We start from the raw sequence: 15,291 nt of genomic DNA, 5'->3' as shown, positions 1-15,291 counted from the left end.
GGCGGATGCCCGGCGCGAGGCGCCGAGCGTGGCCGACGCCCGGCGCGGGTGGGATGCCGTTTCCCGTGAGGATGCCGGTGCCGCTTCCCGCGCGGCTGCGGCTGCGGCTGCCGGTGCGGGGGCGGCGGCCGTGGCTCCGGTCTCCGGCCGGAAGCCGTCGGCTCACGTGGGCGAGGCCGCGTCCGCCGTCCGCGAGGATTCCGTCCGCGGGGATTCCCCCTACGGGAGCGAACCGGCCGGCTCCGACCGTGAGGCATCCGCCTACGCCAGGGGAGGCGCCGCCGGGGACCGCAAGTCCTCCGCCCGGCGCGGTGCCGTCGACCCCGTGAAGGCCCTGATGCACCGCCACCGCGAACTGTGCGAGCGCGCGGTGGACCCGCTGGAGATCGCCGCGGGGCTGGAGGCACACGGTGTGACCGACCGGACCGCCACGCGCTTCCGGCACCGGGACGTGTTCTCGCTCGCCGAGGAGATGTACGCGCGCGTGCCCCGCGCCGGTGACCCGGCCCCGCAGTCCGAGGCGCCGGACACCCCCAGGGCGCGCGCCGACTGGGCTCTGCTCACCCTGCTGCCGGGCGCCCTCTGTGCGGCGACCCTGGCCGGGCTCCGGTTCACGGAGGGACGGCCGCGTCTCGCGGTGGCCGTCGTGGGCGTGTTCGCCATCTCCATGGGCCTGCGCGCGGCCGTACGCCGCGGCCCGCTGCGCGCCGCACGCGCATGGCACCCGACCACGTCCACACGCGCGTGGACCTGCGGGCTCCTCGCCTACGCGCTCCTCGGCGACGGCCTGCTCGCCGCCGGGATCGAGGGCGGCCCCGACGGACCGCCCACCGGCGGCCCCGACAGCCCCTGGCCGATAGCCCTCGCATCCGTGCTCGCGCTCACCCTGGCCGTCGTCCCGGCGGCCTGGTGCGCACACCTCTTCGCCGTACGCGCCCGGCGCCGACTCGCCACCAGCCGGGGCCTGGAGGAGTTCGCCTCCTCCGTGAGGCCCCTGCTCCTGGGCGTGTTCGGACTGTTCCTCTGCGCCCTGGGCGGACTGCTCGCCGGCAGCGGGGCATGGCTGGGCGAGCCTCCCGCGTACGCCGCGGCCGGTGCCCTCGGCGCACTTCTGCTGCTCGCCCGGCTCCTCACCGTGCACGGCTTCACCCACGCTCCCGCCGTCATCCTCGCGGCCACGGGCACGGCCGAGGCGCTGGCACTGGTGAGCGTCTTCGCCGGCCGCCTGCCCGGCTGCTCGCTCCTGGCCCGGCCCGTCGAGACCGTGGCCGCCGCCTGGGGTCCGGGATCCGTCCCCGCCCTCGTGTGCGGGGGCGCGGCACTCGTCCTCCTGATCCACGCGACCAGGACCCTCACCCGGGCCTCGGCCCACGCGGCACACGGAGACACACCGTGAACCGCCCCCGGCGCCCGGCCTCCGTGCCGAGCGCCCTTCCCGCGGGGCCGACACCGCGGGCCTTCCGCACGACCCACGGCAACACCCTGAAGGAGAACGCCAGATGATCACCCTCCGCATCGGAGAATCCGCCCCGGGAGCCGCCCGATGAGGGTGCTGCTGATCGGAGCCAACGGATACCTGGGCCGCTTCGTCGCCGACCGTCTGCTCGCCGACCCCGCCGTGCAACTCACCGCGCTCGGCCGGGGTGACGACGCGGACGTGCGCTTCGACCTCGCCAGCGGCAGTCCGGGAGCGCTCACCCGCTTCCTGGACGCGGTGCACCCCGGCGTCGTCGTCAACTGCGCCGGAGCCACCCGCGGCGGCGCCCGCGAGCTGACCCGGCACAACACCGTCGCCGTCGCCACCGTCTGCGAAGCCCTGCGCCGCAGCGGCTGCGGGGCGCGCCTCGTGCAGATCGGCTGCGGCGCGGAGTACGGCCCCAGCCAGCCCGGCTCCTCCACGGCCGAGGACGCCGTGCCCCGCCCCGGCGGCCCGTACGGCGTCAGCAAGCTCGCGGCCACCGAACTGGTCCTCGGGTCCGGCCTCGACGCCGTCGTCCTGCGCGTGTTCTCGCCCGCCGGACCCGGCACCCCGGCCGGCTCGCCCCTCGGCCGCCTCGCCGAGGCCATGCGCCGCGCCATGCAGTCCGGCGACGGCGAACTCAAACTCGGTGGCCTCGGTGTCCAGCGCGACTTCATCGACGTACGCGACGTCGCCCGTGCCGTCCATGCCGCCTCCCTCTCCGCCGCACAGGGCGTCATCAACATCGGATCCGGTCGTGCCGTACGCCTCCGCGACGCCGCCTCCGTCCTCGCACGCGTCGCCGGCTACGGCGGTGCCCTGCACGAACTCGACGGACCGCCCGTCCCGGTCAGGCCGTCCATCGGCCACCCCCGCTCCGAGGCGGAGCACACGGCCCCGGCCGCCTACCCCTACCCGGACGGCTGCGGCAGCTGGCAGCAGGCCGACGTGCGCACCGCACGCGACCGGCTCGGCTGGCGCCCCCGGATCAACCTCGAGGAATCCCTCGCCGATATCTGGATGGAGGCGGCATGCCGCATCTGACCAGCACCGCAACGGGCACCGCGAGCACCGATTTACAGGTCGGCTTCGGCATCCCCGGGTATGCGCACCCCCTTGTCGCCCCGGTCGAATGGGGCGAACTCACCCGCCCCGGAACCCCCTTGCACTGGGTCGTCCTGAACGTCGCCGACGGCCCCGGCACCCGCCCCGACCCCCGCTGCCTGGAGGCGGCCGGACGCCTGCGCAACGCGGGCGTCCGTGTCCTCGGCCACCTGGATGTGACGTACGGCGCACGAGCCTTCGGTGAGCTTGTCTCCGACGCGCACCGCTATCGCGACTGGTACCAGGTCGACGGCTTCCTCCTGGACCGCTGTCCCACGGAGCGGACAGCCTTGCCCGAGATCCGTCGCACGGCCACCACCCTGCGCGCGCTCTTCGGCGAGGGCCGTGAGGGCCACATCGTCCTCGGCCACGGCACCCACCCGTATCCCGGATACGCCGAGGCCGCCGACCAGTTGGTGACCTTCGCCGGGCCCTGGAGCGATTACCGCTGGTCGCAGGTGGCCGAGTGGACCGCCGAGTACCCGCCCGAGCGCTTCTGCCACTTCGTGCACAGCGTGCCCCGCGGCCATCTCGACGAGGCGCTGCGCATCGCCCGCTGGCAGGGCGCCTCGACGATCTACTTCACCGACCGCACGGCTCGCGGGGGTTCGGCCGATCCCTGGGAGAGCATGCCCGGCTACTGGGACGAGATCGTCTCGCGGGTCGGAACGGGTGTCTCGGAATGAAGAAGGGCGTGGCAGTGTTACGGGGAGAACAACTGTAGTGATTGACCGACCAACGGAGTCCCCGTGTCGCTGCCACCCCTGGTCGAGCCAGCTGCTGAGCTCACCGTAGACGAGGTCCGCAGGTACTCCCGCCACCTGATCATCCCCGACGTGGGCATGGACGGGCAGAAGCGGCTGAAGAACGCCAAGGTGCTCTGTGTGGGCGCCGGCGGCCTGGGCTCGCCGGCGCTGATGTACCTGGCCGCCGCGGGCGTGGGCACGCTCGGCATCGTGGAGTTCGACGAGGTCGACGAGTCGAACCTGCAGCGCCAGATCATCCACAGCCAGGCGGACATCGGCCGCTCCAAGGCCGCGTCGGCCCGGGACAGCGTGCTGGGCATCAACCCGTACGTGAACGTGGTCCTTCACGAAGAGCGGCTCGAGGCCGAGAACGTGATGGACATCTTCAGCCAGTACGACCTGATCGTCGACGGCACGGACAACTTCGCGACCCGCTACCTGGTCAACGACGCGTGCGTGCTGCTCAACAAGCCGTACGTCTGGGGCTCGATCTACCGCTTCGACGGCCAGGCCTCGGTGTTCTGGTCCGAGCACGGCCCCTGCTACCGCTGCCTCTACCCGGAGCCCCCGCCGCCGGGCATGGTCCCCTCCTGCGCCGAGGGCGGCGTCCTCGGTGTGCTGTGCGCGTCCATCGGTTCCATCCAGGTCAACGAGGCCATCAAGCTCCTCGCGGGCATCGGCGAGCCGCTCCTCGGTCGCCTGATGATCTACGACGCCCTGGAGATGCAGTACCGCCAGGTCAAGGTCCGCAAGGACCCGAACTGCGCGGTCTGCGGCGAGAACCCCACCGTCACCGAGCTCATCGACTACGAGGCCTTCTGCGGCGTCGTCTCCGAAGAGGCCCAGGAAGCGGCGGCCGGCTCGACGATCACTCCCAAGCAGCTCAAGGAGTGGATCGACGACGGCGAGAACATCGAGATCATCGACGTCCGCGAGATCAACGAGTACGAGATCGTCTCGATCCCCGGCGCCAAGCTGATCCCGAAGAACGAGTTCCTCATGGGCACCGCCCTGGAGACCCTTCCGCAGGACAAGAAGATCGTCCTGCACTGCAAGACGGGTGTCCGCAGTGCGGAGGTCCTCGCGGTCCTCAAGTCGGCCGGATTCGCGGACGCCGTGCACGTGGGCGGCGGCGTGATCGGCTGGGTCAACCAGATCGAGCCGGAGAAGCCCATCTACTAGGGGCAGGCTTCGCAGGCACAGGTCTTGCGGCGAGGGGCCCGGCACCAGGTGTGCCGGGCCCCTTTTCGTCGCCCCGGTCGGGATCGCTCCCGTCGGGACGGCCCGGACCGCTACTCGCAGACCTTGCCGTCCTTCGGCACCTTCCCGTCCAGCAGGTAGTCGTTCACCGTGCTGTCGACACAGTCGCTCCCGCTGCCGTACGCCCCGTGTCCCTCGCCCTTCCAGGTGAGCTGCACACCGACGCCCTTGCCCAGCTCGTCGGCCATCTTGCGGGCGCCCTCGTACGGCGTCGCAGGGTCGCCGGTGTTGCCCACCACCAGGACGGGCTCCGCGCCGGGCGCGCTCACCTCCGCCGTCTCGTGCTGGCCGGCCACCGGCCAGTTGTGGCACCAGCCCGCCGTGTCCCAGCCCATCGAATCGCCGAAGACGGGCGAGATCTTCCGGAACTCGGGGAGCAGCGCCTTCGCCTCCTCGGGCGTCGGCCGCTCCTTGTCGTCCAAGCACGATATGACCCGTTGTGAATGCGTCGTCGTGCCATAGCGCCCCGACGCGTCACGGTCGTTGTAGCCGTCCGCCTGCGCGAGCAGTTCCGTACCGTCGCCGTCCTCGGCCGCTTCGAGCGCGCTGGTGAGCGCGGGCCAGGACGACTTGCTGTAGAGCGGGTAGATGACGCCCGTGAGGGCCAGCTGTTGGGTGAGGTCGCGGCCGCTCGCCGTCGGCAGTGGTTCGGAGTCGATCCGCTTCAGCAGGTCCGCGATCTTCTGGGAGCCCTCCTGCGGGTCCTGGCCCGTCGACTTGAGGTAGTCCTCCAGGGCGCGCTGGAAGCCCTTGGCCTGGTTCTTGGCGTGGCCCACCGTGCCCGCGCTCGGGTCGACGACCGCGTCGAGGAGCAGGCGCCCCACGTTCTTGGGGAACAAGTGGGCGTACACGCCGCCCAGTTCCGTGCCGTACGAGATGCCGAAGTAGTGCATCTTCTGGTCGCCGAGGACATGGCGCATCAGGTCCATGTCCCGGGCCGTGTCCGTCGTCGAGACATGCTCCATGAGCTTGCCCGCCGACTCCTCGCAGCCCTTGCCGAAGTCGGCCGCGTCCTGGAAGAACGTGGTCTCCTCCGCGGAGGTGTCCGGCGTGGTGTCGACCGACTCGGCCGTCTGGATCTCCTTGTTGTCGCGACAGCGCACGCCCTCGCTGGCCGCGACGCCGCGCGGGTCCCAGCTCACCAGGTCGTACCGCTTGTGGAGCTCGGCGAACGTGGGCCCGTACGGCGGCAGATAGTCGACGCCCGAGCCGCCCGGGCCGCCGAAGTTGAACAGCAGCGAGCCGATGCGCTCGTCCGAGGAGCCGCTGGACTCGCTGCGGATCAGCGCTATGCCGATGGTCTCGCCCGTCGGCTTCGACCAGTCCAGCGGCACCTTGAGCGTCGCGCATCGCCAGTCGTCGCCCGGAGCGGGGCCTGTCCCCGTGGCCTTGCAGCCTTCCCAGTCGAGCTTCTGCGAAGTGAGGGAAGCGGGCAGCCCGGTGGTGTCGGAGGGCGCCGCGGCAGGCGGCCTTCCGTCGTCCTTGCTCTCGTCCCCGTCGCTCCCGGACGAGCCGCTGCAGCCGGCCACCAGCAACGCGGCGGCGGCCACAGCCGTCCACCGTGCGATACGCGCCATGAACACTTCCCCCCTCGCGGGCGTCGTCCGCCGGATGTCGCGGATGACAGTCAGGCAATAGTAGGCAGATGGCCGCGAGCGCCGTGATGCCCTGTGGATAACCGTCTGACCTGCTATTTCACGAGCAGACCTTGCCGCTCGGCGGGACCTTGCCGTTCAGCAGGTAGCCGTTCACGGCGTCGCGCACACACTTGTTTCCGCTGTCGTACGACCCGTGCCCCTGGCCCTTGTACGTCAGCTCCACCCCGACGCCCTTGCCCAGCGAGTCCACCATCTTGCGGGCTCCCTCGTAAGGCGTCGCCGGGTCGCCGGTGTTACCGACCACGAGGATCGGCGCCGAGCCCGGCGCGCTCACGTCCGGGTGGTCGGCGGCGCCCGCCACGGCCCAGTCGGTGCAGCCGACCAGGCCCCACGCCAGATAGTCGCCGAAGAGGGGCGAGGCCTCACGGAACTCCGGAAGCTTCGCCTGCACGTCGGCGGTGGTGTAGCGGGGCTTGTCGTCGGCGCAGTTGATGGAGACGTTGGCGGCGGCGATGTTGCTGTACTCGCCGTCCTGATTACGCCCGTTCATCGAGTCGGCCAGCAGCATCAGCACCCTGCCGTCACCGTCGTACGCCTGCTGGAGCCCCTCGGTCAGGTACTCCCAGAAGTCCTTCGAGTACAGGGACTGCGCGATGCCGCTGGTGGCTGCGGTCTGGGTCAGCTGCCGGGGGAAGACGCCCGGGATGGGCTTGCTGTCGAGGTCCGTGAGCAGTTTGGCGATCCGGTCCTTGACGTCCTGGGCGCTGTCGCCGAGCGGACAGTCCTCCGTCTTCGACGTGCAGTCCTCGGCGAAGTTGTCGAGCGCGAGCTGGAAGCCCTTGGCCTGCCCGAGCGACCCCTGCTCCGAGTTCTGGGTCGGGTCCACGACCGCGTCGAAGACGGCCCGCCCCACCTTCTTGGGGAACAAGTGGGCGTACACGCCGCCCAGTTCCGTGCCGTACGAGATGCCGAAGTAGTGCAGCTTTTCGTCGCCGAGGACCTGCCGCATCAGGTCCATGTCGCGGGCCGCGTCGGTGGTGCGCACGTGCGGGAGGGTCTTGCCGGAGTTCTTCTCACAGGCAGCGTTGAACCCCTTGGTGTTGTCCAGGAGCGTCTTCTGCTCGGCCGTGTCGTCGGGAGTGGCGTCCTGCTGGAAGTACTCGTCGAGTTGTTCGTTGCTCTCGCACTTCACGCCCGCGCTGCGGCCGACGCCCCGGGGATCGAAACTGACCAGGTCGTAGCGGGTGCGCAGTTGCTCGTAGTCCTGGCCGAACGCGGGGAGGGTGGTCACGCCCGAGCCGCCAGGGCCGCCGAAGTTGAAGATCAGTGAGCCGATGCGCTGGTCCTTGGCGCCGCTCGCCTCCGCGCGAATCAGCGCGAGCCCGATCGTGTCCCCTTCGGGCTTGTCCCAGTCGAGGGGCGCCTTGAGGGTCGCGCATTTCCACGTGTCACCGTCCGGCAGGGGCGACGGTGCGTCTCCGCCGCCTTCGGCCTCGGAGGGCTCCGGGCAGTCCTTCCAGCTCAGCTTCTGCGCCGACAGATCCTCGTCCTTGGAGTCACCGTCGCCGCCACAGCCGGCGAGGGCCGCCGACAGCAGAACGGCGGTGGCGGTCAGGGCGGCGGCCCGCAGCGGGGAAGGGTTCGGCATGCTCCCATCCTGAGGTCGCCCGGGGCGGGGCGCTCGGGGCACGGGCCGTGCGGGTGAGAGCCCCTACGCCCTTCCGCGGAGCGCGCTCTCGTCTCCCAGGGGGCAGCTCAGGGGCGGCTCCAGGGGCACCTCAGGGGTCAGAGCGCGCCCTTGCGGGTCAGGTGGTTGAAGAACAGCCATCCCGGCAGCACGGGCAGCCACAGCGTGAGCAGTCGGTACAGGAGGACGGCGGGCGCCGCGACCTCGCTGGGGAGCCCGACGGCGATCAGACCGACCGTCAGGGTCGCCTCGACCGCGCCCACGCCACCCGGGGTCGGCGCGGCGGAACCGAGCGCGTTTCCGGCGAGGAAGACCACGGCGACGCTGGCGATGCTCAGCGAGGGCATGCCCTCGGTCCCGAACGCCCGGACCGACGCGTCGAGGCACATCACGAAGCAGGCCGTCAGCAGAAGCATGCCGCCGATGCCGGTGAGGAGCTTCTGAGGCCGCTGCAGCACATCCAGCATGCGCGGCACGACACCCGCGAACAGCGACCTCACGCGCGTGACGACGAATTTGCGCAGGAACGGCACCGAGGTCACCACGAGGACGAGGACCGCCACGGTCAGCAGACCTGCGATGACGGTCCTGGACGGCGACAAGGAGGGCGTCTTCTCGGTACCGGTCAGATAGCCGAAGGAGAGCAGCATCAGGATGTGGCAGCCGAGCCCGAACAGCTGCGACGCGCCGACACTCGCCACCGCGAGCCCCGGCCGTACCCCCGAGCGCTGGAGGAACCGCGTGTTGAGGGCGACACCGCCCACCGCCGCGGGCGCCACGATCTTGACGAAGGACCCGGCGACCTGCGCGGCCACGGTCCGCATGAACGGCACCCGCTCCGGCACGAAGCCCAGCAGGCTCATGGCCGCCGCGAAGTAGCTCAGCATCGAGAAGAGCACGGCGGCGGCGACCCAGCCCCACTCCGCTTCGTCGAAGAGCGTGCCGAACTCGATGTGCGTGAGCTGCGTCAGCAGGAAGTACGCGCCGAACGCGCCCGCGATGAAACTGATCAGCGTGCGCGGCCGGATGCGCTCCAGACGGGCCGGTTCGACCGGTGCCTGCGGCCTGATCAGGAGCACCTGGTGACGGATCTGGGTGAGCAGATCCTCCTCGCGCGCCTCCTCCAGGGCATCGTCGATGGCGCGTTTCTCGGCCCGCTGTTCGGCGCGTACGGCCTTCTTGTCGGGCTTCTCCAAGACGGGCCTGGTCGCCTCGGGAGTGTGCTCGTGCTCCTCGGCGCGGGCCAGTTTGGCCTGCCGGGAGGCTTCCAGAACGGCCTCGCGCTCGCGCTCCGACCGTTCCCGGGCCAGCTTCCGCAGCGTCGCGCGGTGGGACCGCGTGAGCGCGATGGGCTGCAGCATGGGCAGACAGTCCGCGACCGCGTCAGGGCCGAGCACCCCGACGGCCGACGCCACCGCGCGCTCCGCGCCGACCCGCAGGCCGAGCGTGGTCACCAGCTGGGCGACGTCCATGCGCAGCAGCAGCTCACCGGCCGCGATCTCGCCGTTGCGCAGATCCGTGAGGATCACCGTGCCGGAACGATCCACCAGGATCGCGTCGCCGGCCAGCCTGCGGTGCGCGATGCGCCGAGACTGCAGCGCCTGTACCTGATGCCAGGTGTCCCGGAGCAGGTCGTCGGTGATGTCCTCGTCCGGCAGCGAGTCGAGCGTGCGCCCACCGGTGTGCTCGTAGACCAGCATCACGGCGTCGGGGCCGAGCTCGGACGTCGCGATCAGCTTGGGCGCGTTGGCTCCGGCCGCGATGGCCGCGTACGCGAGGAGGGCCTCCTGCTCCAGGGCCTGGCGCAGTGACTGGAGGCTGCGGCGCGTGGTGATGCCGCGCAGCGTCAGACGGCGCCACACGCGGTAGAAGAAGCCCTGCGCCTGCTGCTCGCGGTCGACCACCGTGACGTCCAGCGGTGGACCGTCCTGGAGCGTCACGAAGTACCGGCGGCCACGGTCGCCGTCCAGGGCCTCCGGAGTCTCGTCCCTGGCCGCACTCACCGGGTGGAAGCCGACGTGCCGCAGGCCCGCCATCAGGGTCCGCCCCGTGGGCCGTACGTTCGGCGAGCCGACCGCGTACAGCGTCCCGTACGCCACGCTCCAGCCGATCAGCACGGTCAGGATGATCGAGAACGGGGTCGTGTAGCCGGTGACCAGCATGGAGAAGGCGTCGAGCATCAGCACGACCCACAGCACCGCGCGCCAGCGTGGCCGGCGAGACATGCCGACGGCCGTCATGTACGCGATCACCGGTGCGAGATAGCCGTGCACCGGGTCGGTGAGGGCGTGGATGTCGCCGGGGGAGGGCTGTGTGAGCGCCTTCTGGATCGAGTCCGGTGCCGCCTTGGCGACCCACAGGTCTGTGGCGAGTGTCACTCCGTGTGCGAGGACCGCGGCCAGCACACCGTCGGCGATACGCAGCCCGTCGCGTTTGATCAGCCGCTCGATGGCGAACGCGACCGGCACCAGGAGGATCGCGATGCTCGACGCGAGCCCCGCGATCTTGATCAGCAGGTCGGGCGCCTCGTCGGTGCCCTTGTTGATGTCCTGCGCCAGCCCCGACGTCGTGCCGTGCGCGAACGCGGCGATCGCCAGCAGCAGGGCGATCGCGAGCACGCCCACCAGGAGACGCATCAGGTCGGAAGGGCGGTGCACGCGCGCGGGGAGCAGCGGTTCGTCGCCCTCGACCTCTTCGCTGTGGGCGTCGTCGTCGGCGCAGTCCGCGGCCTCGTCGCCCCTCTCCTTATGCGTGTCCGCCTGCCCGTCGGCTCGCTCGTCGGGGTCCGTCTTCTTGGTCAGATCGGGCTTCTCGGAAGCGTTCGCAGTGCGCTCGTCCGAGTCGTCGCCGGTGTCCGGGCGCGACGAAACCTCAGAGGTGCCCTCCGCGTCTTCGGGGTGCACGCCCTGCTGTTTCATCGTCTCTTCTTGATCTCGTATCACCAGTAACCGCCCGCACGATGGTGGCATGCCCCGCCGACACAGGGGGGCATCAGGGTGCAATGCGGGGTCGCACAGTCTGCCTGAAGCGCTGCTCCGGGGCGAGGGATACGCACAGTCGCCGCCGCGTCACGATGTCGGTGCTCTGGGGCAGGATGGGCCGGATGAGCGAGCAGAGCCTTCCGGCGGACGCCCTGCCGGAGTACGCGGAGCGGGTCCTCGATGTCGCCGAGCTGATCCCGCCCGGGCGTGTCATGACGTACGGAGATGTCGCCGAGTGGCTGGATGAGGGCGGACCCCGGCAGGTCGGCCGCGTCATGGCCCTCTACGGAGGAGCCGTTCCCTGGTGGCGGGTCATACGCGCGGACGGCGTGCTGCTCCCCGGCCACGAGCTGGAGGCGCTGGGCCACTACCGCGCCGAGGGCACGCCCCTGAAGGAGGCGAGCAGGGCTTCCGAGGGCCATCTCCCGCGCGTCGACATGAAGCGGGCGCGGTGGGACGGCGGCGGGCGCTCGGAGGGTCACACCTGACAGCTTCCGGCATCGAGCTGTCAGGAGGGGTACCGATGGCCCGTACGGGGGAAGCGGGGCACGTCCGTGACATGCCGTACGTTCGTGAGGCGGGAGACGCGTGTGCCTGGTGGGAACAAGAGGAAGCGCTGCTTCCACCACATCCACGGGCGTAGCGTCGACGGCGCGCATCCCGTTCATCCCGCGGCCACCGCCCTCACCGCGCGAGGGGCCCTCCACCCGTCGCCCCACCACCACCGCTGAATGACGGCGTTCCGCGTCGACAGAGACAGACCCAAGCACACCCACCAGGACCGGCGAACCACGTGAGCTCCTCTTTCTCCACCAGGCGCCTGTCGCACCCCCAGGGGCGACAGGGGGCCCGTGGCGCTTACCGACTGGTGCGTACCCCGCCGGCCAGGATGGCTCCCCCTCTGCTGGACGCAGGGCAGCGCGCGGCGGTTGACCACGAGCACGGTCCGCTGCTCGTCCTCGCAGGTCCGGGCACCGGCAAGACGACCACACTCGTGGAGTCCGTCGCGGCGCGGATCGCCCGTGGCGCCGATCCCGAGCGGATCCTGGTGCTCACGTTCAGCCGCAAGGCCGCCGTCGAACTGCGCGACCGCATGGCGCTGCGCATAGGAGCGGCCCGCGCGCCCCAGGCGACGACCTTCCACTCCTTCTGCTATGCCCTGGTCCGCGCCCACCAGGACAGTGACCTGTTCGTGGAGCCGCTGCGGCTGCTCTCCGGCCCCGAACAGGACGTGGCGGTACGGGAACTGCTCGCGGGCCAGCCCGGCCTTGAGCGGCTCGGCCTGGCCCATGTGCGCTGGCCGGACGAACTGCGCGCCTGCCTCACCACGCGCGGCTTCGCCGACGAGGTCCGCGCGGTTCTCGCCCGCAGCCGCGAACTGGGCCTCGGTCCCGACGCCCTCCAGGCCTTCGCGCGGCGTATCGGCCGCCCCGACTGGCTCGCCGCCTCCGCCTTCCTCGCCGAGTACCTCGACGTCCTCGACATGCAAGGAGTCCTCGACTACGCGGAACTGGTGCACCGCGCGGTGCTGCTCGCCCGGCGCCCCGAGGTCGCCGAGCGCCTCGCCGCGCAGTACGACGCCGTCTTCGTGGACGAGTACCAGGACACCGATCCGGCACAGGTACGGCTGCTGCACGCGCTCGCGGGCGGTGGCCGCACCCTCGTGGCCTTCGGCGACCCCGACCAGTCGATCTACACGTTCCGGGGCGCCGACGTGAACGGCATCCTCCAGTTCCCGGAGGCATTCCCGCGCGCGGACGGTACATCGGCACCGATGGAGGTCCTCAGGACCTCACGAAGGTCCGGCGCCGGCCTCCTGGCGGCCACCCGGCTGCTGACCCAGCGCATGCCCATGACCCGCCTGCCCGCGGAGAAAGTACGCGCCCACAGGGAGCTTGCCTCCGTAAGGGGCGGCGGCACCGTCGAGGTCCACACGTACCCGACGCCCGGCACGGAGCTGGACAACATCGCGGACATCCTGCGCCGCGCCCACCTGGAGGACGGCGTCCCCTGGAACGAGATGGCCGTCCTGGTGCGCGCGGGCTCCCGCACCATCCCGACCATCCGTCGCACCCTCACCGCAGCCGGCGTCCCCCTCGACATCGACGGCGACGACCTGGCACTGCGGCACGAACCGGCCGTGTCGCCGCTCCTGACGGCACTCAGGGCGGTGGCCGCGGCGGAGACCTCGGGGGGCGTGGCCTCGGCGGCAGAGGTGCAGGCCGACGAGGACGTACGGGCCGACGACGATGCGCGTCCCGCCGAGGACGTACGAGCCGAGGCGGATGAACCCGCGGAGGCGGACCACGAGGACACCCCCTCCGAAGGTGTCGGCGCGCCACCCGAAGAAGTCGTCGCGCCCGACGAGGAGTCCCACGGCGCCGCCCCCTCCGAGGAACCCGCCCCGGAAGCGCCCTCTCCCGACAGGCCCTGGCTCGACATCGAGACCGCGCTCAGCCTCCTCGCGTCCCCGCTGGCAGGCATGGACGCCGCTGATCTGCGCCGCCTGGGCCGCGCCCTGCGCGAGGAGGAGCGCGCCGCGGGCAATCATGTGCCGCCGCCCTCCGACGAGTTGCTGGCGCGAGCGCTGGCCGAGCCGGAGCGGCTGGTGGCCCACGACCCGTCGTACGCGCGCGGAGCCCAGCGTCTGGGTGCCCTGCTGCGGAAGGCGCGGGAGCGCCTCGCGGGCGGCGGTACGGCCGAGGAGGCGCTCTGGGAGCTGTGGGACGGCACGCCCTGGCCGCAGCGCCTGGAGCGGGCAGCCCGGCGCGGCGGCGCGGCCGGCCGCAACGCGGACCGTGACCTCGACGCCGTGTGCGCGCTGTTCGCCACCGCGTCCCGCGCGGAGGAACGCACCGGAGGCCGCGGCGCGCTCAACTTCCTGGAGGAAATTGACGCCGAGGACATCGCGGCCGACACGCTCACCCGCAGGGCCGTACGCCCCGACGCCGTACGTCTGATGACCGCGCACCGCTCCAAGGGGCTGGAGTGGCGCCTCGTGGTCGTCGCGGGCGTCCAGGAGGGGCTGTGGCCCGACCTGCGCCGCCGCGGCTCTCTCCTGGAGGCCGACCGCATCGGACGCGACGGTCTCGCGGAGCCGCTGACTCCCGGAGCGCTCCTCTCCGAAGAGCGCCGTCTGTTCTACGTGGCCGCCACGCGCGCGCGTGAACGCCTCGTCGTCACCGCCGTGAAGGCCCCTGCCGACGACGGCGACCAGCCCTCGCGCTTCATCACCGAACTCGGTGTGGAGCCCAAGGACACGACGGGCCGTCCCCGCCGCCCCCTGTCCGTCGCCGCGCTCGTCGCCGAACTGCGCGCCACGACGGTCGACCCACGTGTCTCGGACCGGCTCAGAGAGGCCGCCGCCCGCCGGCTGGCCAGACTCGCCGCGCTCGGCGACGAGGACGGCCGCCCCCTCGTGCCGTCCGCCCACCCCTACCGCTGGTGGGGCATGTACGAGCCGACCGAGAGCAAGGTGCCACTGCGCGACCGCGACCATCCCGTGGTGCTGTCCGGGAGCGCCCTCGACCAACTCGCCAACACCTGCGCCCTGCAGTGGTTCCTGGGCCGCGAGGTGAAGGCCGACGCCCCCGCGACCGTCGCCCAGGGCTTCGGCAACGTGGTGCACGTCCTGGCCGACGAGGTCGCCTCCGGCCGCACCCCCGCGGACCTCGCCGTCCTCATGGAGCGCCTCGACTCCGTGTGGGACGCGCTCGCCTTCGACGCGCCCTGGAAGTCGGCGCAGGAGAAGGAGCACGCGCGCGTGGCGCTCGAACGCTTCCTGAAGTGGCACGTCGATTCCAATGGCGCCCGCGCGGGCCGCACGCCGGTGGCGAGCGAGCACGACTTCGACGTCACCCTCGAAGCGGGCTCCTACGAAGTGCGCATCCGCGGCTCCATGGACCGAGTCGAGCAGGACGCCGAAGGCCGTGCCTACGTAGTCGACTTCAAGACCGGCAAACAGGCACCGAGCGCGGCCGAGGTCGCCCACCACCCGCAGCTCGCCGTCTACCAGCTCGCCGTCCGCGAAGGCGCGGTCGACGAAGCCTTCGAGGGCGAACGCCCCGACCCGGGCGGCGCCGAACTCGTCCAACTCCGTCAGGGCGCCCCCAAGAAGGACGGCGGCGAGACCCTGCCCAAGGTGCAGGCCCAGCAGCCGCTGGAGGGGGAGTGGGTCGGCGACCTCCTCGCCACCGCGGCGGGCAAGGTCCTCGACGAACGGTTCACACCGACGACCGGCCAGCACTGCACCCACTGCGCGTTCCGGGCCTCGTGCAGCGCGCGGCCGGAGGGGCGGCACGTGGTCGAGTGAGCCGGAGGGGCGGAACGTGGTCGAGTGACAGGGCGCGGGCCCACGGAGGGCGTGCTGGCATCCGCCGAACCGAGAGCTCCGCCGTACCGGGAGCTCCGCCGTTCGGAGGGCTCCCGCCGTACGCGAAGTGACGTACGGCACCAC

Annotated in this window: 9 protein-coding genes; 6 read left to right on the top strand and 3 right to left on the bottom strand. The window is 71.6% G+C overall.

Annotated features, from left to right (window positions below):
* The first annotated feature begins 28 nt into the window (after positions 1–28).
* The 4 genes from AOK17_RS02215 to moeZ all read left to right on the top strand — a co-directional run bounded on the left by AOK17_RS02215 (position 29) and on the right by moeZ (position 4,491).
* The gene (locus AOK17_RS02215) at positions 29–1,396 is read left to right on the top strand and encodes a hypothetical protein (protein WP_425424585.1); all 1,368 of its coding nucleotides are present in this window, start codon (positions 29–31) and stop codon (positions 1,394–1,396) included.
* Positions 1,397–1,543: 147 nt separating this feature from the next.
* Positions 1,544–2,503 carry an NAD-dependent epimerase/dehydratase family protein gene (locus AOK17_RS02210; protein ID WP_055610539.1) on the top strand — a complete coding sequence of 320 codons (960 nt, stop codon included), beginning with the start codon at positions 1,544–1,546 and terminating at the stop codon, positions 2,501–2,503.
* Complete coding sequence (locus tag AOK17_RS02205) at positions 2,491–3,249, top strand: spherulation-specific family 4 protein (RefSeq protein WP_055610538.1); 759 nt, start codon at positions 2,491–2,493, stop codon at positions 3,247–3,249. The genes AOK17_RS02210 and AOK17_RS02205 overlap by 13 nt, the downstream gene beginning before the upstream one ends.
* Before the next feature lie 63 nt (positions 3,250–3,312).
* Positions 3,313–4,491, top strand: a complete 1,179-nt coding sequence (moeZ, locus tag AOK17_RS02200) for an adenylyltransferase/sulfurtransferase MoeZ (protein WP_055610537.1) — start codon at positions 3,313–3,315, stop codon at positions 4,489–4,491.
* A gap of 110 nt (positions 4,492–4,601) precedes the next feature.
* On the opposite strand, the gene AOK17_RS02195 is transcribed toward moeZ, so the two are convergent.
* The 3 genes from AOK17_RS02195 to AOK17_RS02185 form a co-directional block, all read right to left on the bottom strand.
* A complete protein-coding gene (locus AOK17_RS02195; protein ID WP_055610536.1) occupies positions 4,602–6,146 on the bottom strand; it encodes an alpha/beta hydrolase in 1,545 nt (514 codons plus the stop codon).
* A 118-nt stretch (positions 6,147–6,264) separates the two neighbouring features.
* The gene (locus AOK17_RS02190) at positions 6,265–7,815 is read right to left on the bottom strand and encodes an alpha/beta hydrolase (RefSeq protein WP_055610535.1); all 1,551 of its coding nucleotides are present in this window, start codon (positions 7,813–7,815) and stop codon (positions 6,265–6,267) included.
* Between the two features lie 137 nt (positions 7,816–7,952).
* Positions 7,953–10,772, bottom strand: coding sequence for a lysylphosphatidylglycerol synthase transmembrane domain-containing protein (locus AOK17_RS02185; protein WP_055610534.1), 2,820 nt, complete (start codon positions 10,770–10,772; stop codon positions 7,953–7,955).
* A gap of 185 nt (positions 10,773–10,957) precedes the next feature.
* Here AOK17_RS02185 and AOK17_RS02180 point away from each other — a divergent pair, with 185 nt between their 5' ends.
* Together AOK17_RS02180 and AOK17_RS02175 are read left to right on the top strand one after the other, a co-directional pair.
* Entirely contained in the window at positions 10,958–11,323 is a 366-nt protein-coding gene (locus tag AOK17_RS02180) for an MGMT family protein (protein ID WP_055610533.1), read from the top strand.
* A gap of 305 nt (positions 11,324–11,628) precedes the next feature.
* Positions 11,629–15,147: an ATP-dependent helicase gene (locus AOK17_RS02175; protein WP_079052744.1), complete on the top strand. Its 3,519-nt coding sequence runs from the start codon at positions 11,629–11,631 to the stop codon at positions 15,145–15,147.
* Positions 15,148–15,291 lie beyond the last annotated feature (144 nt).

This window comes from Streptomyces phaeochromogenes, assembly GCF_001418655.1.
GTDB lineage: Bacteria > Actinomycetota > Actinomycetes > Streptomycetales > Streptomycetaceae > Streptomyces > Streptomyces phaeochromogenes.
The sequence above is the reverse complement of the archived record's forward strand: the minus strand, read 5'-3'. Positions and strand labels throughout refer to the sequence as shown.

Excerpts from the sequence above, each read along its gene's own strand:
- AOK17_RS02210 (WP_055610539.1), top strand. The coding sequence starts at position 1,544 with ATGAGGGTGCTGCTGATCGGAGCCAACGGATACCTGGGCCGCTTCGTC.
- AOK17_RS02205 (WP_055610538.1), top strand. The coding sequence starts at position 2,491 with ATGCCGCATCTGACCAGCACCGCAACGGGCACCGCGAGCACCGATTTA.
- AOK17_RS02195 (WP_055610536.1), bottom strand. The coding sequence starts at position 6,146 with ATGGCGCGTATCGCACGGTGGACGGCTGTGGCCGCCGCCGCGTTGCTG.
- AOK17_RS02190 (WP_055610535.1), bottom strand. The coding sequence starts at position 7,815 with ATGCCGAACCCTTCCCCGCTGCGGGCCGCCGCCCTGACCGCCACCGCC.
- AOK17_RS02185 (WP_055610534.1), bottom strand. The coding sequence starts at position 10,772 with ATGAAACAGCAGGGCGTGCACCCCGAAGACGCGGAGGGCACCTCTGAG.
- AOK17_RS02180 (WP_055610533.1), top strand. The coding sequence starts at position 10,958 with ATGAGCGAGCAGAGCCTTCCGGCGGACGCCCTGCCGGAGTACGCGGAG.